At 60.1% G+C, this 24,952-nt stretch carries 22 protein-coding genes; 10 read left to right on the plus strand and 12 right to left on the minus strand.

Annotation, left to right across the window (positions count from 1 at the left end; genetic code table 11):
* The first annotated feature begins 144 nt into the window (after nt 1-144).
* From BI327_RS03480 to BI327_RS03510, 7 genes are all read left to right on the plus strand, one after another.
* Nucleotides 145-1,512 (plus strand): aminotransferase, encoded by a 1,368-nt coding sequence (locus BI327_RS03480; RefSeq protein ID WP_076858369.1) that lies wholly within the window; start codon nt 145-147, stop codon nt 1,510-1,512.
* Nucleotides 1,509-3,191, plus strand: coding sequence for an amidohydrolase (locus tag BI327_RS03485; protein ID WP_076858370.1), 1,683 nt, complete (start codon nt 1,509-1,511; stop codon nt 3,189-3,191). Before BI327_RS03480 ends, BI327_RS03485 begins: the two co-directional genes overlap by 4 nt.
* Entirely contained in the window at nt 3,188-4,045 is an 858-nt protein-coding gene (locus BI327_RS03490; RefSeq protein WP_083741911.1) for an ABC transporter ATP-binding protein, read from the plus strand. Before BI327_RS03485 ends, BI327_RS03490 begins: the two co-directional genes overlap by 4 nt.
* On the plus strand, nt 4,045-4,827 hold the full coding sequence (locus BI327_RS03495) for an ABC transporter permease (protein ID WP_076858371.1): 783 nt from the start codon (nt 4,045-4,047) through the stop codon (nt 4,825-4,827). Before BI327_RS03490 ends, BI327_RS03495 begins: the two co-directional genes overlap by 1 nt.
* Nucleotides 4,824-5,588 carry an ABC transporter permease gene (locus BI327_RS03500; RefSeq protein WP_076858372.1) on the plus strand — a complete coding sequence of 255 codons (765 nt, stop codon included), beginning with the start codon at nt 4,824-4,826 and terminating at the stop codon, nt 5,586-5,588. The genes BI327_RS03495 and BI327_RS03500 overlap by 4 nt, the downstream gene beginning before the upstream one ends.
* Nucleotides 5,589-5,614: 26 nt before the next feature.
* Complete coding sequence (locus tag BI327_RS03505) at nt 5,615-6,568, plus strand: ABC transporter substrate-binding protein (protein WP_143271525.1); 954 nt, start codon at nt 5,615-5,617, stop codon at nt 6,566-6,568.
* Between the two features lie 298 nt (nt 6,569-6,866).
* Nucleotides 6,867-8,561: a methyl-accepting chemotaxis protein gene (locus BI327_RS03510; protein WP_076858374.1), complete on the plus strand. Its 1,695-nt coding sequence runs from the start codon at nt 6,867-6,869 to the stop codon at nt 8,559-8,561.
* Between the two features lie 197 nt (nt 8,562-8,758).
* Here the strand turns inward: BI327_RS03510 and BI327_RS03515 are convergent, their stop codons facing one another.
* The 11 genes from BI327_RS03515 to BI327_RS03565 form a co-directional block, all read right to left on the minus strand.
* On the minus strand, nt 8,759-10,210 hold the full coding sequence (locus tag BI327_RS03515; RefSeq protein WP_210191170.1) for an amidase: 1,452 nt from the start codon (nt 10,208-10,210) through the stop codon (nt 8,759-8,761).
* A gap of 16 nt (nt 10,211-10,226) precedes the next feature.
* Nucleotides 10,227-10,622, minus strand: a complete 396-nt coding sequence (locus BI327_RS03520) for a hypothetical protein (RefSeq protein WP_076858375.1) — start codon at nt 10,620-10,622, stop codon at nt 10,227-10,229.
* A gap of 26 nt (nt 10,623-10,648) precedes the next feature.
* A complete protein-coding gene (locus tag BI327_RS03525) occupies nt 10,649-10,855 on the minus strand; it encodes a hypothetical protein (RefSeq protein WP_245334697.1) in 207 nt (68 codons plus the stop codon).
* A 21-nt stretch (nt 10,856-10,876) separates the two neighbouring features.
* On the minus strand, nt 10,877-11,479 hold the full coding sequence (locus tag BI327_RS03530; protein ID WP_076858376.1) for a 3-phenylpropionate/cinnamic acid dioxygenase subunit beta: 603 nt from the start codon (nt 11,477-11,479) through the stop codon (nt 10,877-10,879).
* Between the two features lie 25 nt (nt 11,480-11,504).
* The gene (locus tag BI327_RS03535) at nt 11,505-12,290 is read right to left on the minus strand and encodes an SDR family NAD(P)-dependent oxidoreductase (protein ID WP_245334698.1); all 786 of its coding nucleotides are present in this window, start codon (nt 12,288-12,290) and stop codon (nt 11,505-11,507) included.
* A 17-nt stretch (nt 12,291-12,307) separates the two neighbouring features.
* Complete coding sequence (locus BI327_RS03540; protein WP_076858378.1) at nt 12,308-13,654, minus strand: aromatic ring-hydroxylating oxygenase subunit alpha; 1,347 nt, start codon at nt 13,652-13,654, stop codon at nt 12,308-12,310.
* 76 nt (nt 13,655-13,730) lie between these two features.
* Nucleotides 13,731-14,975, minus strand: a complete 1,245-nt coding sequence (locus tag BI327_RS03545; protein ID WP_076858379.1) for an NAD(P)/FAD-dependent oxidoreductase — start codon at nt 14,973-14,975, stop codon at nt 13,731-13,733.
* Entirely contained in the window at nt 14,972-15,295 is a 324-nt protein-coding gene (locus BI327_RS03550; protein ID WP_076859169.1) for a 2Fe-2S iron-sulfur cluster-binding protein, read from the minus strand. Before BI327_RS03550 ends, BI327_RS03545 begins: the two co-directional genes overlap by 4 nt.
* A 351-nt stretch (nt 15,296-15,646) precedes the next feature.
* Nucleotides 15,647-16,465 carry an SDR family NAD(P)-dependent oxidoreductase gene (locus BI327_RS03555; RefSeq protein WP_210191171.1) on the minus strand — a complete coding sequence of 273 codons (819 nt, stop codon included), beginning with the start codon at nt 16,463-16,465 and terminating at the stop codon, nt 15,647-15,649.
* Nucleotides 16,466-16,584: 119 nt separating this feature from the next.
* The gene (locus tag BI327_RS03560; RefSeq protein WP_076858380.1) at nt 16,585-17,799 is read right to left on the minus strand and encodes an ABC transporter substrate-binding protein; all 1,215 of its coding nucleotides are present in this window, start codon (nt 17,797-17,799) and stop codon (nt 16,585-16,587) included.
* Nucleotides 17,800-17,921: 122 nt separating this feature from the next.
* Complete coding sequence (locus BI327_RS03565; protein WP_076858381.1) at nt 17,922-18,962, minus strand: ABC transporter substrate-binding protein; 1,041 nt, start codon at nt 18,960-18,962, stop codon at nt 17,922-17,924.
* A gap of 141 nt (nt 18,963-19,103) precedes the next feature.
* Between BI327_RS03565 and BI327_RS03570 the strand changes: the two genes are divergently transcribed.
* From BI327_RS03570 to BI327_RS03580, 3 genes are all read left to right on the plus strand, one after another.
* Nucleotides 19,104-20,816, plus strand: a complete 1,713-nt coding sequence (locus tag BI327_RS03570; RefSeq protein ID WP_076858382.1) for a thiamine pyrophosphate-requiring protein — start codon at nt 19,104-19,106, stop codon at nt 20,814-20,816.
* A gap of 108 nt (nt 20,817-20,924) precedes the next feature.
* A complete protein-coding gene (locus BI327_RS03575) occupies nt 20,925-22,592 on the plus strand; it encodes a thiamine pyrophosphate-dependent enzyme (protein WP_076858383.1) in 1,668 nt (555 codons plus the stop codon).
* Nucleotides 22,593-22,599: 7 nt separating this feature from the next.
* Nucleotides 22,600-24,030, plus strand: coding sequence for an aldehyde dehydrogenase family protein (locus BI327_RS03580; RefSeq protein WP_076858384.1), 1,431 nt, complete (start codon nt 22,600-22,602; stop codon nt 24,028-24,030).
* A gap of 12 nt (nt 24,031-24,042) precedes the next feature.
* On the opposite strand, the gene BI327_RS03585 is transcribed toward BI327_RS03580, so the two are convergent.
* Nucleotides 24,043-24,921 carry a Bug family tripartite tricarboxylate transporter substrate binding protein gene (locus tag BI327_RS03585; protein WP_159450403.1) on the minus strand — a complete coding sequence of 293 codons (879 nt, stop codon included), beginning with the start codon at nt 24,919-24,921 and terminating at the stop codon, nt 24,043-24,045.
* Nucleotides 24,922-24,952: the final 31 nt, after the last annotated feature.

Consider the following 24,952-nt stretch of genomic DNA (forward strand, 5'->3'; position numbering starts at 1 on the left):
TTATATATCAATTCTATAACCTGGTAAGAGGTAAGTTTTATCCCTTTCTTCTTGCCCTTACGTCGCAACGCTACTTATAATTTGCGAAAGCTCGCGCAACCAGCGAGTTGATTATATATCAATTTAACAGGGCGAGAGCGCGCGATGTCGGTGGCTTTAAATTCGTTCGAGGCTCGCGACATCGCGAGTCACGCCCACCCTCAGACGAATTTGCGCCTGCACGAAACGATCGGGCCTCTGGTCATTGAGCGTGGCGATGGCGTCTTCGTCATCGACAAGGACGGTAACCGCTTCCTGGAAGGCATGGCCGGCTTATGGTGCGCGGCGCTCGGCTTTAGCGAACGGCGCCTGGCCGAAGCAGCTTATCGGCAAATGTCGAAGCTGCCCTACCAACAGACATTCGCGCACCGGTCCAATGACACGGTGATCGAGCTCTCGGAAATGCTATTGGCGCGCGCTCCCGTGCCGATGTCCAAGGTGATGTTCCAGGCCTCCGGATCCGAAGCCGTGGACACCGCAATCAAGCTCGTTTGGTATTATCACGCTGGGATCGGCAAGCCGGAGAAGCGCAAGATCATCGGCCGAGAGCGCGGCTATCACGGCACGACGATCGGTTCGGCCAGTCTGACTGGATTGCCCAACATGCACCGTGGATACGGCTTGCCGATCCCGGGCTTTCTGCACGTCTCCTGCCCGCATCACTACCGGAATGCACTTCCCATGGAGAGCGAGGAGGATTTTTCGACCCGATTGGCGCAAGAGCTCGAAGAAGCAATCCTGCGTGAAGGCCCTGAGACCGTCGGGGCATTCGTCGCCGAGCCGGTCATGGGAACGGGTGGGGTCGTGGTGCCGCCCCGCACCTATTTCGAAAAGATCCAGTCGGTCCTCGCGAAGTACGAGATTCTGCTCGTTGCGGACGAGGTCATCTGCGGCTTCGGTCGGACTGGCGAATATTGGGGATCCCAGACCATGGCGATGCGCCCGGACCTTTTGACCTGCGCGAAAAACCTTTCGTCGGCGTACTTTCCGATTTCGGCCGTGATGATGTCGGACAAGATCTATCAGGGCGTGGCCGACCACAGTGCTTCCTTGAACGGATTTGGACACGGATACACCTACAGCGGCCACCCTGTCGGCGCCGCGGTCGCAATCGAGGCGCTGAAGATCTACGACGAAATCGATATCGTTGGCAGAGTGCGCGAAAACGCATCGCTGCTCCAATCGGGCCTGCGACAGTTCGCCGAGCACGCCCTCGTCGGTGAGGTCCGGGGAATAGGCCTCATGGCTGCCCTAGAACTTGTCAGGGACAAATCCGAGAAGACGCCGTTTGCGCAGGAGACACGCATCGGAGAGCGCCTCATGGCCGCACTGCAGCGCCGCGGCGTCCTGCTGCGTGCCATCGGAAGTCAGCTCTACTGCGCGCCACCGCTTGTCATCTCCCGTGCCGAAATCGAGACCTTGGTGGCAGCAGTCGCTGGCGCACTGGATGAGGTCCAGAAAGAGATTCTATGACGCGCGACCCGCCAACCGAGCGTTCCAAGGCCGATCTCGTCCTGCGAGATGCGCGGTTCTACACGCTCGATCCGGCGCTCCCCTGGGCCGACTGCATCGCCATCGGCCAGGGCCGGATATTGGCGGTCGGGTCGTCCTCGGACATCGAACCCTTCGTTGATCGAAGCACCGAGTTCAAAGAGCTCGGTGGTCGCATGGTGCTCCCGGGCATCATCGACGCGCATTGCCATGTCTTCGAAGGGGCGCGCTCGCGTTTGTTCGAGATCGAGATCAGCCCCATCGCATCCCTTTCGGAACTGCTCGGCATTGTCGAAGCAGCGGCAAGCAAGCCCGGACGCCGTTGGATCACTGGTGGCACGTGGGGGCCTGCGCTTGCCGAGCTATTTGCGACTGAATCCGCGCTCCGCGCCCTCGATGAGGTCTCGGCGGACCGCCCCGTGGTCCTTCGCGACGTTAGCTTCCATTCCCGCTTTGCGAATTCCGTCGCTCTCGCTGCCGCTGGTATTCGAAAGGATACGCGGGATCCGCCGAACGGGGTGATCGTGCGGGACCCGGAAAGCGGCGTCCCAACCGGGCTACTGCATGAGGCGGCCGCCTTCAATATGGACGAGGCGGCAGCCCCATGGTCGGAGCACGAGAATCTCGATGCGGCGCGGTCAAGCATCGCGCTCTACAATGGACTCGGCGTCACGGGATTCCAGTTGGCGGTCGCATCCCGTGCGACGATGTCGATCTACAAGATGGTCGACGACGCCGGTGGTCTTTCTGCCCGGATCGGAATGACCATTGCCATGGAGGCGGGGCTCGCCCAAGCTCGCGACGGAATCGGCCCCGAGGCCATCGCGACGCGGAAGCAGTTCGCATCCCCACACATCGACGTGGACTTCGCAAAGTTCTTCATGGACGGCGTTCCAAGCATGCGTACGGCTGCTTTCGTCGAGCCATATCTGATCCCCTCCGCCGGCCAAGCGCGCTTTCGCGGGCAGTCCTTCTACTCGGTTGCGGACCTCGCCGACCGGATCACTTCACTCGATCGGGAAGGCATCAGCGTCAAGATTCACGCGATCGGAGACCAGGCCATTCGAGACACGCTCGATGCGATCGCGATCGTCCGAGCCAACAATGGAACGGGCGGCCCGCAGCATCAGATCGCGCATCTTAATTTCATCGCCCCTTCTGATTTGCCACGCCTTCGCGAGCTCAATGTTCTTGCAGATCTCTGCCCTCCGATGTGGTTCCCGTCCGCCCATATGCAATCGATGAGCCGGCTTCTGGGCCCTGAACGCGTGGAGCGCTCATGGCCGATACGAAGTCTTCTCGAACTGGGAACCGACGCGGCCGCCGGAACGGATTGGCCAGCCATCGCGCCTACGCCCAGCCCTTGGCCGGGCCTGTCAGCGATGGTGACCCGCAGAAACCCCTACTCTCATTCGTCCGAGACGCATTCGTCCCATGAAGCGCTCGATCTAGCCACCGCCATCGAACTCTACACCAGCCGTCCGGCCCGAGCCTTACGCATCGACGACCGTGCCGGCTCGTTAAGCCCCGGGAAGTCGGCAGACATGATCGTCTTGGACCGCAACCTTTTTGAAATCGCTCCCGAAGCGATCGCCGAGACAAAGGTTCTGGCGACGCTGTTCGAGGGACGCTGCGTTCACGGCACGCTGGAGCTCTCATGACGGCCCCTCTCACGCTCGACAGTGCCAATACCACCCGGTCAGCGCCAGTCGAGGCTCCAGCAAACGCCGACGGAGTCCACACTCCGCTTGGCACTGAGCCCGCACTTTTCGAGCTGCGACAGGCAACGCTGACACTTGCAGGTCGTCCGATCCTGGAAAAGATAGATTTCGTCGTCCGCCGCAAGGAGTTCGTCTCGGTAGTAGGATCCTCCGGCTGTGGCAAGACGAGCCTACTCCGGCTCATGGCCGGGCTCGCTCGCCAAACCGCCGGCGAGGTCCTCTATGACGGCAAGCCGATAACGCGGTCGCATCAGGATGTGGCAATCGTGTTCCAGGACTACGGGAAAGCGTTGCTGCCCTGGCGGACCGTCACGGGCAACGTCGCTCTTGCGCTGGAAGCGATGCGGGTGCCGAAGTCCGAATATCGCGATCGCATCGGTTGCGTTCTCGAACTCGTCGGACTTGCGCAACATGCGGACAAGTATCCGGGTCAATTGTCAGGCGGCATGCAGCAGCGCCTGCAGATCGCGCGCGCCCTGGCGCAGGAGCCGAAGGCCATTCTCATGGATGAGCCTTTCGGTGCGCTCGACGCGATGACTCGCCAGTCCCTTCAGGACGAGATCCTGACAATCGTCGCTCGCACCGGCGCCACAGTATTCTTCGTTACACATGATCTGGAAGAAGCGATCTATTTGGGCGATCGCGTGATCGTCCTGCGGCCCAACCCAGGACGGATCGTGAGGACTTTCGACGTCAACCTATCGCGCCCCCGCGACCAGCTTCGATCGCGCGAAGACGGAGAATTCACCCGACTGCGCCACGAGCTCCACACACTCTTCAAGGAGCTGCATTGATGATCAATCCGGGGCAACACACTTTAGCTCGCTTGCGTGGGTTCATTGTTCCGCTCGCGTTGTTGTCCTTGGCAGAGATCGTCTACGCGATGAACGACGTGCACAGCGAAATCATCGCCCCGCCTCACGAGGTTCTTCGGGCACTTTCCACGATCGCGATGGATGGAACGCTCTGGAACGCCACGATGCAGACGCTCGCCGGCGCGATGGCCGGACTTTCGATAGGTTTTGGGCTCGGACTTCTCCTGGGCGCCTTTCTCGGTATCTCAAGCTTTTTGGATCGCCTGTTGTTCGTATCGATCGAGATCGTCCGCGCTCTTCCCTCGATTGCGTTCATACCGATTGCCATGCTGATCTTCGGATTCGGGTACCGCATGGAACTGTCGATCGTGGCCTTTGCCACGTTCTGGCCGACACTTCTCTTGACGCGGTCCGCCGTGTCGAGCATCGAACCACGCCTCCTGGAGGTGTCGCGCGCGCTTGGATTCGGGATCCGCGCCTCGATCTGGAAGATTGTGCTGCCGGCCGCCTTGCCGCGCGTCTTCGTGGCGCTGCGGCTCGCCGCCAGCGTGGCGCTTATCGTCGCTGTCACCGTCGAAGTCACCGCAAATCCGCTTGGACTTGGTTATGGATTGATGAGCGCCCAGCAGTCGCTGCAACCTGCGACCATGCTCGCACTTCTATGCTGGCTCGCGGCCGTCGGTTGGACACTCAACAGCGCGCTGCTGTGGACCGAAAAGCGGCTGTTCGGCCGGATGACCTCGACGGACTTCACGCGATGAAGGCAGTGCGCTCGCTTTGGATCGTCCCCAGCATCGCCGTCGCCGTGGCGTTTGTGTTGCTTTGGAAATACGCGGTCGATGCCAGAATGGTCTCACCGGTGTTTTTGCCGAGCCCAGAGCGCACGTGGGCCGCGTTGCAACATGGCTTTGCCGCAGGCGCACTACAATTGAAGTTCCTTCACACGCTGGAGCGCATGTTCTACGGGTGGATATGCGCGTCGATCTTCGGGATTGCCATCGGCGCGCTTATCGGAAGCTCCTCCACGATACGTAGCTACCTGCAGCCGAGCCTCGAACTCCTACGTCCTCTTCCGGCTTCTGCCGTCATCCCCATCGCGATCGCCTTCTTTGGCCTTTCCGACGGGATGGTACTGGCCACGATTTGCTTCGGTGCACTTTGGCCCATGCTATTGGCAACGATCCACGGCTTCAGCTCCGTCGAGCCGCGACTCTATGAACTGTCCGAAGCGCTAGGGATGAAGCGGACAGCGGTCGTGTTCAAGATCGTACTTCCCAGTGCATTGCCGGACATCCTCGCGGGCATGCGCTTGGGCATGACGGTTTCGCTGATCCTGACGGTGGTCGGCGAGATGCTCGCGAGCCGCGACGGTTTGGGCCAGTGGATTCTGCTCGCTGGACGCTCGTTCCGTTCGCCGGATCTTTTCGCTGGACTTGTCCTGCTTGCGGCACTCGGTCTCTCGAGCAGCTTGTTGCTTATCGGCCTCGAGCGCTGGCTGTTGCGCTGGAGAACCGTTCATTGATCCCCATTCTTGTCACGGAGCACTTCATGACGATTCAGACAGTTTTCGCGCGGTGCGCTTTGGCGGCGGCGACACTCTTGATTGCGACAGCGACACCGGCGCGATCGGCCGATACCCTGAAGGTCGTCGTAATCAGTCAGAGCGACGCGTTGGCGCTGTACGTCGCCGCCGATCAGCACATGTTCGACAAGCGAGGCCTCTCGGTCGAGATCACGCCAGTCGCCAACCAATCGGTCGTCGTGAGCTCCCTGGTATCGGAGGCGGCGGACATCGGATTTGCGGTCCCGCCGGTCATCATCCAAGCCAAGGACAATGGTATCGACCTGCAGATTGTCTGTGGCGCGACCGAATTTCCCCTGCCCAAGCCAGCATATGCCGGTATTCTGGCGCGCACGGGTTCGGAGATCAGATCCGCCAACGACTTGATCGGAAAGAAGGTCGGCGTCATCGGCCTCAACTCCTTCCATCACATTATGGCCCGACGCTGGCTGGCGGAAAACCATGTCGATCCCGGCAAGGTGGAGTTTGTCGAGGTTGGATTGCCTCAGATGCAGGATCTTATGAAGGCCGGCCAGATCGATGCGGGCGTGACGGTCGACCCGTTCTACAATCGCATGATCGACCAAGGCGTGGGTTACTCCTTTGGAGACTATCTTCAAACCGTGCCAAACGGCATCCCGGTCGACTTTTACGTCGCCCCAAAGTCTTGGCTGGCCAACCACCAGGAAATCGCTGTGAAGTTCAGGGACGCGATCGCGGAAGCAATCGGTCACATCAAAGCCAACGAGGCCGACGCGCGGGCCAGTCTCGCAAAGTGGACCAAGCTTCCCGCCGCGGTCGTAGCCTCTGCCCGCATTCCCAACTTGAGTGCAGGTGTGGACGAAGGAACTCTGAATTGGTGGGTAGACCTGGTTAAGTCTCAAGGGCTCATTTCAGGAACGGTAAAGGCCCAAGATTTCACGTTCAGAGCGCAGCGGTAGGTGTCGCCGCCTCATCATCCAGGCAAGGCGGTCTGCGGCACTATTTCGATTGTCGAGTGCCGTCTAGGCACCCGACTGCCGGTTAGACGACGGGGCATCGCACCCGAAAATTAGCAACTTTCGGATTCGGCCTTGACGCGGCGTTGAGCCCGTCCGGGAGGATTTGTGTCTCGGCTCCCGGGACGTCACCGCTCGACGACGGGAGTAACCGTTTTGCAGCGATTGGATGCTAATGTCCGACTGACGGACATTATTGTCATGGTTTGCATACTAGATTTCGATCGGGACGGGACATCGCATGAAAATCTTGAGCCGCCTCAGCATCCGTATCAAGCTTCTATTGGTCCTCTGTCTTGCGGCATTGGCCGTTGCGGCATCCATTGCCTTTGCCGGCTCGATTATGCGAGGCCGAATGATGGATGACCGCGTCGAGAAGCTCCATGCCGTCGTCCAGGCGGCGACCGGGCTCGCAAAATCGCTCGATGCCCAAGTCGGAGCTCAGAAGCTCACGCGCGAGCAGGCCTTGGATCAGTTCCGCGAAGCGGTGCATGCGATCCGCTTCGACGGAGGCGAAGGCTACATTATCGCCCTGGATTCTGCCGGGCGTGTGCGCGTGCATGGCGCCAATCCAAAGCTCGAAGGCAAATCATCGGAGGCAAAAGTCGCGGACGGTCGCCTTCTCACCGACCTGATCGAAACGGCCCTGGCGAGAACGGACGATGCCGTCGTCGATTACTTCTTTCCGAGGCCCGGGGCGAGCGAGCTGCAGCACAAGGTAGCCTACGTCTCCCGCTTTCGTCCTTGGGATGGCATGGTCGTAATGGCGGCGGCCTATACCGACGATCTGGATGCGGCGTTCCGCACGACGATCCTGGAGCTTACCGCCACGGGGGGGTTGGTCTTCCTTTTGGTCGTCGCATCATGCTGGTGCATCAATCGCGATATCGGCGGTTCCCTTCTCCGGATGAAGTTCGACATGCAACGTCTCGTCGCAGGCACCTTGGACGTCGAAGTTTCGGGCTCCGACAGGCGCGACGAGATCGGCGAGATGGCCGTCGCTGTGCGCGTGTTCCAAAAAAATGCGGCGGAGGTCGGTCGATTGAAAGCGGAGCAGACCGCCGCGGCGGAACGGACGGCGGTCGAAAAACGCGTGGCCATGGAGCGAATTGCACAGGAGTTCGAGGCGGGCGTCGGCGAGGTTGTGAATACGGTCGCTTCGGCGGCAACCGAGATGGAACAGACGGCGTCGTCGATGACGGCGGCCGCCAGTGAAGCCTCGCGTCAGGCCGGGGCGGCGGTCGCCGCCTCCGACAACACATCGACCAATGTCGAAGCCGTCGCCGGTGCAGCAAACGAGCTTACGGGGTCCGTCGACGAGATCAGCCGTCAGGTCGCCTCGTCTTCGGAAATGGCCGCCAAGGCGGTCGACGATGCCAAACGGAGCGACGCGCTCGTGGCGGCACTCTCCGACGCTGCCAAACAGATCGGCACTGTCACCGAGATGATCAGCGAAATCGCGAGCAAGACCAATCTTCTTGCGCTCAATGCGACCATCGAGGCGGCGCGAGCTGGGGAAGCAGGTAAAGGCTTCGCGGTCGTCGCCTCGGAAGTCAAAAGTCTCGCCGCTCAGACCGCGAAGGCAACCCAAGAGATCAGCAGGCAGATCGAGACGATGCAGACGGTGACCGGCGAAACGGTGATCGCCATCGGTTCGATAGGAGAAACCATCACCCGATTCAGCGAAACCTCCTCGGCGATCGCAGCCGCGGTGGAGGAACAGAGCGCAGCAACCCGCGAGATCGCCCGAAACGCGCAGGAAGCATCCGCGCGTACGAAGGCGGCCTGCGGAAATCTCGAGGGTGTCACGAAAACCGTCGACGCTTCCGGGGATGCCGCGGATCAAATGAAGGGCGCCGCAGGAGAATTGGCCCGACAGGCCGAAAACCTCCGTGCGCAGGTTCAAAGCTTCCTGCACGACTTACTGGCGGCATAATCCACCTCAAAGTGTCGTCCGCATTCCTGTGCTGGCTACCACACCCTCGACCACCGACTCGTCGGGTAAAAACGCTCGCCAGGGCATAATCAATGAGGGCCCGCTTAAAGGGCCCTTCCGAGAAAACCTGCTCCAGACCCCCACTGAGCTGACGACGGCTACCTGCCGGGGTCGTCGAGCAGAGAAGCAGTCCCTATTCAGTCCGTCCCGATCCAGCTCAAATCGGGTCTCGCTCCGTGCCAAGTGGTGTGCTGCTGGAAAGCGTGACCGGCCCGAAAGAGCACTGCCTCGGACAGGTGAGGCCCGACCAGTTGGAATGCGGTCGGCAAACCGTTCGATGTCAGGCCGCACGGCAACGTGATCGTGGGCACCCGGGCATGATTCAGGATGCTTGCGAACATGAACATCCAGGGAGTGTCGTTCTGAGGATCGCCCGTTATGGCGCTCAAGTCGGGAGTGGGACGCACGAGCACCGGCAGGAATATCACATCGAGCTGAGCGAACGTTTGGGCGAGAGCGCCCTTGAAACGATCTCGTTCAACGATGGCCCGCCCCAGTTGCATGGGATCGGTTTTGTCGGCCTCCGAGATTCGTTGCGACAACCAAGAGCCGTACTCGGACGCCCTTGCAGGATACGTTTCCCGATGCGCCAGCGCGGCTTCCACCTTCGACAGACAAGATATGTATTGGCGGAACTCGGTGGGATCGGGAAATTCGATCTCCACGATCTCGGCACCAATGCCGCGAAACACCTGGAGAGCATCCTCCAGACGACTCAATACCTCAGGGTCCCCATGTTCATTGTTGAAGGCCGTATCGACCCCTATCCGCAAACCGCGCGCGCCTGCCGCGCCCTCGAGTCCCGATAGATAGTCAGGCACCTCGCCGGGAACCGTGGTGCAGTCGGATGCGTCCATTCCGGCGATAACTCCGAGAATGGCTGCGCAATCCGCGGCCGTCCTTGCGATCGGGCCGATCGTATCGAGCGATTCCGCAAGCGGAAAGACGCCGTATCGACTGACCCGTCCCCAGGTGGGCTTCAACCCGGTCACGCCGTTGGCCGCAGCCGGAAATCGAATGGAGCCACCGGTATCCGACCCCAATGCACCGAAACACAGGTCCGCCGCGACAGCGACACCGCTGCCGGACGAAGACACTCCGGTCCAGTAGTCTGGATTCCACGGGTTCTTCGCGATCGGCATCGAGGCGTGGTGAAACATCCCTGCCCCTTCGGTCGTCGTGGTCTTTCCAAGAATGATCGCGCCGGCCTCACGCAGACGGGTGACCACCGTCGCGTCGTAGGAAGGCACCCAGTTCCGATGGATCGGCATCCCCGAGCAGGTGGGGATGCCCTTGGTATAGATGATATCTTTTACGGCCACGGGAATCCCGTGAAGGACCGAGCGGTACCGCCCGGACGACATCTCCTCCTCGGCAAATGTCGCTTGGGAAAGCGCGGCTTCGGGCGTCAGCGTCGTGTAGGCCGACAGATGCCGATCGACCTTCCGGATCCGCTCGAGCAGTGCGGAAGTGACCTCGACGGGCGAAGCTCGACGTTCCCGGTAGAGTTCGGCTGTCTGTACGATCGAGGGCAGCCCGGACATTCGCGTCCCCTTGCCGACTTTGTCGTGGTCGATGTCGCCGCCCATAGGCGGCATTTGGCAATCAGCGCTTGCTGACGAGGAAATCGTCCGTGAATTCGCCTCGCGAGACCTTGACCGGAATTTCCCCGTCGCTTCCGACCTCAAGCAGGTCCGAGCCCGACTTGTTTTCCTCCGGCGTCAGCAGATCGATGCGCTCCGCAATGCGAGCAGCCTGCCAAGCGTTCAGTTTCCACTTGAAGCTGCCGTTGACCTCACGCATTCCGAATTCGTCGTCGGCTGGGACCAGAGTAAGCCCCGTGCGGGATTTCGAACCTGGAATGCCGTCGACGACGGATACTTCTCGGGCACTCTGAGAAAACTTGCGCAGTAGGTTCGCAAGTGCGGTCAGATCGGCCGCGTCGCCCAAGAAAAGATAGATGGGATGGAAGTCGCTCGGCATGTAGTCGAATCTGAGCATTTCATCGGCTCCTGCTGCCAGTCGCTTCAAACGCCTTCGGCCGCACCGGACACTTTCACAATGTCCTGTGCGTGACAGAGCTCGATGGCACCGATCTCGCCGGGATTTTTCGGAACTTCGAGATACTTGACTTGGAGCCACATGCCGTCCTCCATGTTCTCGACCACTTCAGCCACGATGCCTTCTCGGAGCTGAAGTTTACTGCCGACCTTGATCTCCAGAACATTGATCATGACGAACTATCCCCTCGTCGCTCAGAAGAACATAGTCAGGTTTTTCGCGAGCAGGATGTTCTGCTCGAGAAGGATCTCTCTTCTCGCGACCTTCCAGCCAGACTCCGTGATCCTGATCGTGTCGTTGCGTCGGCCCACGAACGTATAGGTCTCATACTCTACGCGGTTCTGGTAGAGTAAGAAACGGCTGGTCACTTCGAGCTCGCTCGGCTTGTCCAGATCAGGGCGAACGGCTTTGATCTGCACGTTGCTCACCATGTGGGTGATCCGGGAGAGCGGCTCCTCGGCGTAGTGGACGCCCGTCAGGATCTGATCGACCCGCTTGGACAGCGTCCACTTGTCCTCGTCGAACCAGCTCATGCCCTCGCCTTGCTTGGTATTCTCGCGCGCAGCGTGCTGACCGAACTTGACGTTCCGACGGATCGGCATGAAGTAGACGATGTCGTCGGCCAGGATGTCCAGCCACTCTCGGAAGCGGCGCTCGTCGAGAAGGTCGGATTCGCGGTAGTAGAAGTCCTCCGCGTCGGCCTTCAGCCGGTAGTATTCCGGAGTTCTTTGGATAGCCGAATTGCCGGTCGCGGTCGCGGTCGCAACCTTGTCCTTTTCCTGCACCATTGCGTTCATGGGAATGCTCCTGGGTTCGAATACGTCAGCCGGCCGGCTTCGGCGGAACGGGACCGCCCTGATTGGCAAAGCAGCCGACATCGATGACCGTTCCTGACAACGTTTCGGCCTCGGGTGACAGAAGAAATGCGACGACGTTGGCGATGTCATCGCCGGTCGCGACCCGGCCGGCGGCGGTTCCCGGCGATCCCTTGCCGAGGCGACTCTGATCACCGCCCACACGTCCGAGACTCATCCCGCTGACGATGCCTCCCCCGCCCGGGATGACGGTATTCACCCTGATCCGGTCGTAAATGAAGTCGTAAGCCATCGCGGCGCTAAGCGTATGAAGCCCGCCCTTAGTCGCGCTGTAAACTGCCATGTTCGGCTTGCCCCAGCCAGCGCCCGATCCGATGTTGACGATCGATCCGCCGCCTTGCCTCTTGATGTGCGGTATGGCCATGCGGCTCATCAGGTACGGACCCTTGAGGTTTACGCTCACGACCCGGTCGAACAAGTCTTCGTCCGTATCGAGCACGGTCCCTAGCGGACCGATGGCCGCGTTATTGACCACGGCATCGAGGCGGCCATAGGTTTCGATCGCCGTATCGACGACCCTCTTGACGTCGGAAGCCCTCGACACGTCGGCTTCAAGAATTGTCGCCTCGAGCTTGCGCGAGGCAAGCTCGTTGCGGAGGCCCGGGATCGCCGCCTCCGCGACGCTTGATACTTGCGCGGCTTCCAGACCGAACGCCACGACCTTGTGGCCGCGCGACGCGAGACCGAGTGTTATGGCTCGACCGATTCCGAACGTTCCGCCGGAAACGATCACGACCTTTCCGGATTGAGTCACTCTGCTGCCTGCCTGTTCTGCGCCGAAGCGCCCAACAACTCGTCCCAGCCTGCGTTGCGCATGTAAGACGCCCAGCGGTTATAGAAGCCGCGCGCGATCTGCTCGGTGATTTGGAGACTGACCTGGCCGCCGAGCTGGTGATCCGTCGTATAGGCGCCCATCGACTGCTGGTAGTTGAACGGATAGCGCCGCGCGATTGTGCCGGTGCTCGCGGCGGTCGCATACAACCAGTTTTCCATGTCGTCCTGCTCGGTCATACCGGCGGGACCCGAGTAGCGCATGTAGTATCGGCGTAGATAATCCTTCGCCTCCGTCGGTGCGTCCTTGTCGACGAGGAAGAAGCGCCAACCTTCCGTCGAGGTCGGGCTATGCGGGTGCCATGCACACAGGCCTCGGGGTTGACGACCGTGATATGACGTATTGGGGAAGATGGTTCCAACGAAAGGCAGCAGCTTCGCGTTCTCGCCCAAGCGCTTTTTGCGCTCTTCGAAGCAATGACGGAAGTACTCCTCCAAAATCGGGTTGTCCATGAACGACTCGATGTATTCGTTCGCTTCGGGCTGTAGCGCGCTGTGGACACCGTGTCCCTGCGGGAAGCTGATCCAGACGTGCTGCGCCTTCTCCAACTCATCGTCGCGCCGTCCCTTCTTGCCGGCGGCAGCGCTCGGTCCGATGCCGATCAGGTCGACGGACCGGTGACTGGGATTGTGGTAGGTGTCGCCGAGGAAATTCTCCGCGGCGAACTTCCAATTCGCGGGAAAAACCCATTTGTGGACGCCGATCACTTCCGAGCCGCCCTCGCGGCCGTCGCGGCAATCCAACGCCTGGTCGAGGTGAATCTTCGCGTCACCCAGATAGGTGAGAAAATCGGGCGCGTCCTTGTCCCAGGTCGCCCAGATCGACCCCTTATAGTTGTGGAGCTTGGCGACCGATACGAGCGAGTTGGCTTCGCGATCCAGTACGCCGTCGTAGAGCGTCTTGTAGAGCGGGACGCCCTGCAGTTTCCCGTCCGTCGTGTACGTCCAGCTATGATAGGGACAGGTAAACAGGGATGTGTTTCCGGACTCGTAGCGGCAAACCTTCATGCCCCGGTGGCGGCAGGAGTTCAGGAAGACGTGAATCTCGCCCTTCTTGTCCCGGCAGAGGATCACCGATTCCTCGCCCATGCGCGAAGTGAAGAAGTCGCCCGGATTGGGGATCAGGCTTTCATGTCCGACCATCAGCCAGGCACGCGTAAACACCTTGCTGAGTTCTTCCTTGTAGACGTCCGAGTCCACGAAGATCTCGCGGCTGACGAAACCTTTATCGATGTCCACCAACTTGTCGAATTCGTTCTGGGGCATGCGGTTGTTCTCCAGATTTGATTGGGCGAACGACGCCCGGTGTCAGGAAGGTCGCTTGGAAATGAGCTGCAGCGGACTAGGCATCAACAGTCTCCTTCGAGGCGTATGCCTTCAGATCGAAGGTTTCGGATTGAACGGTGTCCGGCGTCAGGCGGCCAAGTCTTCCCGTCTTGAGCAATGCGCGCGCGGCCATATGATCTGCGACGCGATTGACAGACTCCACACACACGAGCGAATCGTTACGGAATAGGAAGACCGAAAAGCGACCGCCCGCCTGGTCGCCCTTCGTCAACCCGATGTCGCCGACGAGAGATATTCCTGCGATCTGGAGCTTGTCCTCTCCTTGATCGCTCCAGAACCACGGAACGGCACAATATGCAGATGGGCGCCCCATCAAACGGGCAGCCACCGAACGACCATGGTCGATCGCGTTCTGGACCGACTCCACCCGCAACATGCTGTTCGAAAATACATTCGGATAGATTGCGCAGTCTCCAATCGCGGATATCGAAGGATCCGAGGTGACCAGATGCTCGTCCACGACGATCCCATTGTCCGTCGCCAATCCTGCTGCGTGCGCAAGCTCCGAATTCGGCACGATACCGACGCCAATCAGAACGAGGTCGGCCGGTACCAGCCCTCCCTTGGCGGTCTGAACGGAGACGACGTGACCATCTTTGCCGTCGATGCGCAGAACCGTGTCTCCGAAGGCGAACGTGGCGCCGCGATCCATGTGCCGCCGCGTGAAGTAGGCCGAAATTTCCGGCGAAACGGCACGCGCCATCGGTCTCGCCGCCGCTTCCACCACGTGAACGCGAGCACCGGCCTTGGAGGCCACCGCCGCGAACTCAAGACCTATGAATCCGCCTCCGATCACCACGACGTCCCGCGCCGATTGGAGTTGCCCGCGAAGTGCTGTGGCGTCGTCCAGGGACCGCAGCGAGAACACTCCATTCAATTCGGCTCCCGGCACATCGAGCGTTCTATTCCGGCTGCCTGTGGCGAGGACCAGCGCCTCGTATTCCGTTTGGCCTCCGGATTGGCCGATGACCTTGCGCGCAACCCGATCGATGGTTTGGACCTGATCGCACACTATGGAGATGCTCGCCCGATCGAAATAATCTGGATTGCGGAGGTACATCCCTTCGTGACCCACCTTTCCCAACATGAAGGCCTTCGAGAGCGGCGGCCTTTGATAGGGCGGGTGTCCTTCGTCGTTGAAGATAGTTATCGGCTTGGAATATCCGAACTCCCGCAGCGAGAGCGCAACCTGAACGCCCGCCTGCCCGGCTCCCACAATGACGGTTCCCGGCCCGCTCACGACTGTGTCTCCGGCGTCCGTATGATCAGCCCGTCCAGCTCGTCGGACAATTCGATCTGACAGCTTAGCCTGCTGTTGGGCCGGCGCTCGCTCGCAGTGCATTCGAGCATGTCATTCTCATCATCCCCGGGCGGGCCACACCGCTCCACCCAGGCCTCGTCCACATAGACGTGGCAGGTCGCACATGAGGCGGCGCCCCCGCATTCGGCAAGAATTCCAGGCACGCCATTGGTAAGCGCGGCCTGCATGACGCTCGTCCCGACCGGTGCATCCACCGTCTGTTCCGCACCATCGAACTGTATATATTTAACCGCCGGCATACGACGTTCCCTGGTCGCTTGTTCCATCCCGAAACCATCCTGCATCGACTAGTAGTCTATCAGGTGGACATCATTCTCAAAATATAACTCTGCGCTTTCGCGACCGTTGTCAAGCACGGTACCTCTCTCCCAATGGGAGGTCAGCCATCCGTCTATGCGTGTCCATACCATGGACATTGGTGGTTCCCGAACGAAAGCGGTCACCCGCGCGGTCGAAAGGATTAGCTTCCCAAATCGTGCTCAGCTCGGAAAGCGGCCTCGGCCCAGAAAGCCGCTATCCAGCGGTCTTTCCAGGCCAGAACTCCTGCAATCAAGGCGCTCGTGCGCCCGAAAATCATGACAAGTGCGGCCTTAGAGATGAATGCCGCCGCCATCGACAACGATCGTCTGCCCGGTGATGAAGGAGCTGTCCTTTGACACCAGAAACAACAGCACCCGCGCAAGGTCCTCCGGTTGACCGGTCCGCTTAATGCTCTGACGTTCCAAAATGTAGTCGAACGTGGCCGCGTTGACGACCTGAGTGTCCACCCCGGTCTCTATAAGGGTTGGCATGATCGCGTTGACGGTCACTCCATCCTCGCCGACCTCGCGCGCCACCGACCGTGTGATTCCGAGCACCGCCGCCTTGGACGTGACGTAATGCAGATAGTTGCCGCGTCCCATCGGGACCGTCGTCGACGAGATGTTGACGATCCGGCCGTACTTCGCCCGTCTCATGTGAGGCATAACCGCCTTGGTCATGAGGAACGTACCATCCACGTTGACCTGCATCACCCTGCGCCATTCGTCGATTTCGATCTGCTCAAACGGCTTCTTTGTCAACGCGGAGAACAAGGCCGCATTGTTCACCAGGATATCGATACGACCATGCCGCTCAGCGATGGAATTGACCGCTCGACACACTGACTTGTCGTTCGCCACATCGATAGACACGAACTCCGTCGAACATCCCTCCTGATTGAGGTCCTGCTCCACCTTCCGCCCGAGGGTATCGTTCACGTCGGCAATGATCGTTCTGCACCCCGCAAGCGCAAGGTATCTCGCATACACCGCGCCGATGCCCTGCGCAGCGCCGGTCACGATCGCCACGCGATCGGTCAGATTGACCGAGGTTTCTTCCATGACCTTGTGCAGGCCACTCTTGGTGTTCTTTCCGTTCTTGGTGCTCATTTGCTCTGTCCTAAGGTTCTTTGGCTCGTTCATCAACGACAGCCCGTTTTCCGGAAAAAAATGCCGACGGCCGAAGCCGCCGGCAGTCTTGGGAGGAAAACCTAACGTGACGAAACCAGTCACTTCACAAGATTGCAGCCACCTTCACTTTCAGGGCGGAATGCCTTGTCGCCGGGGATCGTCGAGATCCTCTCGTAATAATCCCAAGGCGCCTTGCTCGCGGACGGCGCTTTTACCCGATAGAGAGCCAAGTCGTAGATCACGCGACCGTCCGCTCGTATCCGTGCTGGACGACCGAAGAAGTCGACAGGCAGGCTGCGCATCTTCGCGTTTACCGTCTTGGCCTCGTCGGTGCCTGCCGCCTCGACAGCCTTGAGATAGTGCTTCACCGACGCGTACGTCGCCGCCTGCAGCTTGGTCGGCATCCGCTTCTCGATCGCGAAGAAGCGCTTTGCGAATGCGCGCGTACCGTCATCATCGTCCCAATAATATTGGGATGCGAGATACATACCCTGCGCATCCTTCAATCCCACCGAATGCACGTCAGCGATGAACGTCAGCAATCCGACGATCGTCTGACCGGCCTCCTGCAGACCGAATTCGTGCGCCTGCTTCACCGCATTGATAGTGTCCGAACCGGTACTGGCGAGCGCAATGACCTTGGCCCCCGATGATTGTGCGGTCAACAGAAAGGACGAAAAGTCCGGCGTGCCGTAGGGGTACCGGACGCTGCCGACAACCTTGCCACCGCTCTTCACCAGCGCGTCCGAGGCATCACGCAACATGGCCGTGCCGAAGGAATAATCGACCGCGACAAAGAACCAGTCTTTTCCAAGACGAGTGCTGACGTCGGGCACGATGCCCTTCGAAAGCACGTAGGTGTCGTCGGCCCAGTGCGTGATGATGGGAGAGCAATTTGGCCCTGTGAGATCCGACGTAGCCGCTCCCGAGATCAACACTGAACGATTGCTCTGCGTAGCCAAACCGGCAACCGCCAGTCCGACGGAACTGATTGCCAGGTCCGTGATGGCGTCGACCTGCTCGAGATCGAACCACTTGCGCGCTACCGATACCGCGACGTCGGGCTTGTTCTGATGGTCTGCCGAGACGATTTCGATCGGCTTGCCCAACACCTTGTTGTTGAAGTCTTCCGCGGCAAGCTTCGCTGCCGTGACAGATCCCGGACCGCCGAGATCCTTGCCTCCACCGTAATCACCGAGAACGCCGATCTTGACGACCTCATCGGAAATTCCGCCTGAGGCGGACTGGGCAGAGCTTTGTAGCGGCGCAAGTGCTGCGGCAACGAACAGGGCCGCTCCGAGGCTGTTCCGCATCGGTTTGTGTACCTCCCTTTTTGTCCATCTGATGGACATTATGTCCATATTTGTTAGCCTGCCTTTGCTCGAACGTCAACACCGCGGTTGGAGTCCGTCGTGTGGACGTTCGGGTATTATGGTCAGGGGTTGTAGGGCCCGAGAGCCTTGCTGGCGCGATCCGCGAATTCGAAATCCAAGAGATCCTTGACTTCGGTTTTCCCTTGAATGAGCCCCCGCCCTTTGAAGAACGCATAAGCTTCCTGGAGCTTACCGAGGTCGGGCCTCCCGTCGGGATCGCAACCGCTCGGATTCATCGCTCTGATCAGCGAAGCATCCTTCACTTCGAAGAAGCCGAGATAGGCCTTGATGACCTTCTCGCCCAACGGACCTGCGTCGAGCTGGCCGTTACGATACGCATCGTTCACGAGCCGGCAGCCGCGCAGGAAGGCGCGCATGAATCCATCGGCGGCTTTGCTACGCTTCTTCATGAAGGAGTCCGCATAGATCATCACGCCGAGATTCCCGTTGGGATCCACCTTGTCGCCGCGCGCGATCTCTACGCCCGAGCCGCTCTTGAGCGCGAAGGTGGCATGCGGCTCGGTGAAGAAGCCCGCATCGATCGCCTTGTTCGCAAGTGCGGCGATCATGTCGGAATGGCCGAGATAGGTCGGATCGATGTCTTCGTATGAAAGTCCACCTAATTTGAGGACCTGATTGAGTGTCGATTCGGCGGGGCCGCCTTTCGATTGCGTGCCGATCCGAAGACCCTTTAGGTCGGCGTACCCCTTGTAGCGGCCGCTGTCGTAGATGTCCTTGCGCAACAGCAGGCGATAGTAGCCGAAACCGGGTCTCATCGATCCGCGATCGGACACGATCTTGAACTCGACTCCGCGGTTGGACAGGTTGTACAGACCGGCGGCCACGATGCCGGCAGCGATGTCGAGTTGGCCGGTACCAAGGGGCGCGACCATCTGGGCCCCCGACTTGAAGGGAACGATTTCCAGGCTAAGCCCCTCCTTCTCGAAGAAGCCTTCCTGAAGAGCGAGATACATCGGGAGGTCGCTGGTCGTGCCGAGAACGCCGATCTTCACCGTCTCGGCGGCACGACATTGCGCGCCCAAGAAAAGCAATCCCGTGATGGTGATTGCCATAACTCTGTTGATGAAATGGGGAGAAAACATCGGTCCGGCGCTCCTCCAAGCATTTATGTTTTGTCCACGTGATGGACATTTATTTCATTGCGCGTGTATAAGGGACGCCCCGGCCGGCGGTTGTCAACCCGTCCTAAAGTCGCCGGAGTTCCACGTGCGGGAGTTTCCAGCGTGCCCACGACAAGCAGCGCCCTTCTCGAAGCGTTTTCGGAGCAAGGGATGTCCTATCTTTTTGCGAATTTCGGGAGCGACCATCCCGCCGTCATAGAAGCGATTGCGGAAGCCCGGGCGACCGGCCGCAAAATCCCCTCGGTGATCACTTGTCCGAATGAAATGGTCGGCATGAGTGCCGCTCATGGCTACTGGCAAGCGAGCGGACAACCTCAGGCTACTCTGGTGCACGTCGAATGTGGAACGCAGGCTCTCGCCGGCGCCGTTCACAATGCCGCAAAAGGCCGTGCGCCGATCATGATATTCGCTGGCGCCTCGCCCGTGACGCAGGAGGGTGAGCTCAAGGGTAGCCGGAACGAATTCATCCACTGGATCCAGGACGTCCACGATCAACGAGGAATCGTCCGCGGGTACGTCAAGTATGATGCCGAGCTAAAGAGCGCAAAGAACGTTAAGAGCATGGTACATCGCGCCATGCAGTTTGCCCTCTCCGAACCGCAGGGTCCCGTCTATTTGATGGGCGCGCGGGAAATCATGGAAGAGACAACTGATCCACTTCCCGACACCACCGCCTCCTGGAAGGCCATGGCCTCGTCGGCTCTCGCCGACGACGCTATCAAGGAGATCGGTCTCAATTTGCTCGAAGCTCGCCGGCCTCTCCTGATAACGTCCTATGTAGGTCGGAAACCTCTCGCCGTCACCGCTCTCGTCGAGTTTTGCCGCGCGGCAGGGATCGGAGTGCTCGATTCCGTGCCGACCTGGCTTAACTATCCCCACGACGATGAGCTCTATCTTGGGAGCCAATGGAACGAAGTACGTCAAAGCCCGCTCCTCGCGGAAGCGGACGTCATCGTCGTCGTGGATTGCGACGTTCCCTGGATTCCGTCCGTATCCCGCCCGCGACCGGACGCGAAGATCTTCCACATCGATACCGACCCGCTTAAGGAACAGATGCCGCTCTGGCATATCGGCGCAACGGCTTCGTTCCGGGCGGACGCAGAAGTCGCCCTCCGGCAACTGACGCACTGGCTGCGATCGGCACGCATCGATTCCGAAGTCGTAAGGAAGCGCATCGCGCATTACACCGAAATTCATCGGATGCGGCGAGAAGCGCTGGCGGCAGCCGAAGCCATGCCCAAAAGCTCAATCACAGTCGAATATCTCGTCTCATGCTTGAGGAAACATGCTCCTACTCAGACGGTGTTTCTCAATGAGACCATTACGAACTACAAGATCGTAACCGATCACCTCATGCCGACTGTGCCGGGCTCGCTGCTCTTCAGCGGGGGCGGTTCGCTGGGCTGGAGCGGAGGAGCCGCAGTCGGCGTGAAGCTTGCGCGCCCCGAAGCCACGGTGGTCGCCATTTGCGGAGACGGATCGTACATGTTTTCCGTCCCGTCCTCCGTGCACTGGATGGCTCGCCGCTATCAGACGCCATTCCTCCAAGTCGTCCTCAACAATCGTGGCTGGAAATCGCCCAAGCGGGCTGCTCTGGCACTTCATCCGGATGGATACGCATCTCGCGCCAATCAGTTGGACACCGGCTTCGATCCTGTTCCGGATTACGCTGGAATCGCGGCCGCGGCCGGCGGAGCCTGGGCGAAGAAGGTCAAGGATCCAGCGGAGGTCGACGAGGCTGTAGTGGAGGCCTACCGAGTTGTGCGAGACGAGGGACGCTGCGCCGTCCTGGACGTCTGGCTCGATCACCTATGAAGTCTCCGCGAGTCATCATGTCTCATCTTCGGATACAATATTCATCAATCGCTTCCACGAGCGAACCGAGGGCCACTCCGGCCTCGGTAAACTGAAGGGTGCAAAATCATGCAGCAAACTGGCGGCGACGCACTGGCCAATCAACTCGTTTGTGAGGGCGTCAAACACGTCTTCGGCGTACCTGGAGTGCAGCTCGACTGGGCTGTGGATGGTCTCCGCAAGGTAGCGGACAAGATCACCTACATCGTTCCGAGACACGAGCAGGCAACGTCCTACATGGCGGACGGCTACGCCCGTACGTCGGGTTCAGCGGGCGTCTGCATGGTCGTGCCGGGACCCGGACTACTGAACGCAATGGCCGGTCTATCGACTGCTTATGCTTGCAGTTCGCGGGTCGTCTGCATCTCAGGCGATATCCACTCGTCGGCCGTCGGGAAGGGCCTGGGACTTCTGCACGAAATCCGCAACCAGTCCTCCATCCTCGGATCGGTAACGAAGTGGCACGGACGGGCCGATCGTCCGGTTGAAGTGCCGGACCTCATCCGCCGCGCCTTTCGCGAACTGGAATCTGGCAGACCCCTACCCGTCGGTCTTGAAATCCCGCACGATGTGCTGAGCGCAACCGCCGACCTTGGCGTGATCGATCCCACTCCGGCGACGAAGCAGCCCGTCGACGAACATCAGATCGAACGTGCGGCTGCTCTCCTGGACGCGGCCAGATTTCCGATCATCTACGTGGGCGGAGGCGTGCTCGCCGGCCGCGCATCGGCCGCGCTCGCATCGTTCGCAGAAAAGTTGCAGATGCCGGTTGTGATGGGAGAAAACGGACGGGGTGCCATTTCGGACAGACACCCCCTCGCCTTGAACACTTTGGATGGACGCGCGGTCTTTCCGCACGCCGATGTGGTTCTGGTGGTCGGCAGCAGGTTCGTGGATACGGCCATGGGCAAGCCCTCTTGGCCTGCGGATGGCAAGAAAAAATTCATCTTCGTAAACCTCGATCCAGACGCGTGGGCATCTCCGCGAACCTGCGATGTGTCCGTTGAAGCGGACTGTGCGGCCGCCTTGCGGGCGCTCGAGAATGCCTGCTCGAAGCGGCCGGCCCTATCCGTCGATCTCGGGAGGGCGCGTCGATGGGCAGGCACGCAAATGGAGGAGATCGAGCCGCAAGGAGCATGGGTCAGAGCTCTGCGCGAGGGCATTCCGGATGATGGGATCCTCGTCAACGAACTCACACAGGTCGGATATTTCGCCCGCCTTGCCTACCCTGTCTACGAACCCGGTACGTTCATCACGCCCGGGTACCAAGGCACACTCGGCTATGGTTTTCCCACGGCGCTTGGCGCCGCTGTCGCGAATCCAGAACGCATCGTAGTCAGCATCAACGGCGACGGCGGCTTCGGTTGGAATCTTCAGGAACTGGCCACGGCCCGCAAGTACGATCTCAACGTCGTCATTGTGATCTTCAACGATGGTCATTTCGGAAACGTTCGAAAGATGCAGCAAGATCAGTTCGGAAAAGAGTTCGGGGTCGAATTGCTCAACCCGAAATACGACCGCTTGGCGGACGCATTCGAAATCCCCTACGAACGGGCCGACGATCCGCAACAATTGCTGGCGCTCCTCAAGAAGCGCCGTGGCGAACGAGGCCCCGTCCTCGTGGAGGCTCGCGTCGCGCCGATGCCGAGCCCTTGGCACCTGTTGCGGCTTGTTCCCCCGCCCTTTGCCGCTGGTGGAAAGACCCCGGACGCCGCAAGTGTCATCGACCCGAAGTGAGGCCCAAATGAACAGAATCAGCGATAACTACATCGATGGGAAGTGGTCCAAGGCGAACGGCTCAGATAGCACTCAGATCGTAAATCCGACGACGGAAGCCGAAATCGGCACGGTCGCTTACGGATCGCCTACGGATGTCGCTGCAGCCGCTCAATCCGCAGCCAAGGCCCTCTCGGTCTGGAGTTCCACACCTCCAGACGCGCGAGCTGCGGTCCTCGAGCGAAGTCTCAAAGAGATTGAGGCTCGCTCGGACGCCTTGGTCGAGTCGATGGCAAGGGAAATCGGCGTACCGATATGGTTCGGAAAACTGCTGCAACTCCCGATGCCGCTTCGAAACGGTGCCGTCGCCATCGATACCATTCGCACGATGCGTTGGAGCGAGTTCATGGGAACCTCGCTGGTTAGCCGCGTACCGGTGGGCGTGATCGGCGCCATCACCCCTTGGAATGCCCCGCTGCACCAGATTGTCGCGAAGGTCATCGCCGCGCTCGCGGCCGGCTGCACGATTGTCCTGAAGCCGAGTGAGATCGCCCCGACGACGGCGGTTCTTTTTGCGGATTCCCTCGCTGCCGCCGGTCTTCCGCCCGGCGTATTCAACATGGTTTGGGGTGGCCCGGAAATCGGCTCTGCGATCTGCAACAGCCCGAGCATCGACATGGTCAGCTTCACCGGATCGGAGCGCGCGGGCATGGCGGTAGCTGAGGCAGCCGGTCGGCAGGGCAAACGCGTGGTGCTCGAGCTCGGCGGCAAATCTGCCGCGATCATCATGGATGATGCTCCATTGGAGAAAGCCATACCAGCCGTCTTGACGTCATGCTTTGCAAACAGCGGCCAGACGTGCGTCGCCCAGTCTCGCATGATCGTCCCGCGTCGATCCCTCGGCGAGATCGAGGACCGCTGCCGCGCTGCGATGAAGACCTGGACCATCGGCGACCCACTCCAGGAAGCTACACGCCTGGGTCCCGTAGCTACCTCCTCACAGTACCGGCGCGTCATGGAGTACATCGCGCGAGGCGCCGCAGAAGGTGCAGAAGCGATCGGGGCCGACGGCACTCGCAACGAGCCCGAACGCGGCTACTTCGTTTCCCCTACCGTATTTTCGAAAGTCGATCCTTCGATGACTATCGCAAAGGAGGAAATCTTTGGACCGGTTCTTGCCATCATCCCCTATGAAGACGAACGCGACGCTATCGCCATCGCGAACGACTCCGTCTACGGCCTGTCGGGCAGTGTCTGGAGCGTGGACCAGGAGCGCGCGTTGCGCGTCGCAAGCTCGCTTCGAACCGGGCAGGTAAGCCTCAACGGTGCGCCGCAGAACTTCCTTGCACCCTTCGGAGGCTTCAAGAAGTCCGGCTTCGGTAGGGAGAACGGCCGTTTCGGCGTGGAAGAGTTCCTGCAGTATCAGACCATCCACGGCGCACCAGGGAGTCCGACTTAGTAGTCGGACGGCCTACTTGGTCCCCTCGACAAGTTTGACGAGGGGCTTCATTTTCTCCGATTGCTCCTTGAGAAAGGAGGCAAATTCCTTGGGCCCAAGAAATGCCGGCTGGCACGCGAGTCGCTCCGCGCGGGCCGCCACGTCCGCGTCTGACATAGCCTTGCCCAATGCTTCCGAATACCGCTCGACAACATCGCCAGAGAGCCCGGCAGGACCGAACATACCGAGCCATGCCGGCACGTCAAAGCCTTTCAAGCCCTGCTCGGCGAATGTCGGAATGTCCGGCGCGATCGAGTAGCGTTTTGCCGCGGTAACGCCGATGGGTACCAGATTGCCTGCCTTGATCTGCTCCACCACAGAGGTCAGGTCAACGCACGCCAGTGGTAGCTGTCCTCCGATCAAATCGGTGGCAGCCGGCGCGCTTCCTCGATAAGGAACGTGCGTCAAATTGGCGCCCGTCATCTGCTTCAACACCTCTATCGAAAGGTGTTGAGAGGAGTTCACGCCGGTTGATCCGAAGCTCAGCCCCCCGGATGTCTCCTTTGACTTTGCGACTACGTCGTTGATCGTGCGTAGGCCCGACGACGGGCTCGCGACCAGGACCAAGGGAATATCGACGAGTTTCGCAAGCGTCGTAAGCTGCTTCAGAGGATCGAACGCTGGAGCGCCCGAAACGTGCGGGTTGATCACGACTGCGCCAGTCGCCCCTATCCCGATCGTTGCGCCGTCAGCGCCAGCCCGAGAAACCGCCATCAGTCCCACGGCGCCGCCGCCGCCAACCCGATTGTCGACAACGATGGTTAGTTTCATGTTGTCGGAGAGATAGTTGCCAACCATCCGCGCGATGCCATCCGACGAGGCTCCAGGCGAGAAAGGCACGATGATCGTCACGGGACCGGACGCATTTGCAAACGCATGCGAC

The organism is Bradyrhizobium mercantei (assembly GCF_001982635.1).
Lineage (GTDB): Bacteria > Pseudomonadota > Alphaproteobacteria > Rhizobiales > Xanthobacteraceae > Bradyrhizobium > Bradyrhizobium mercantei.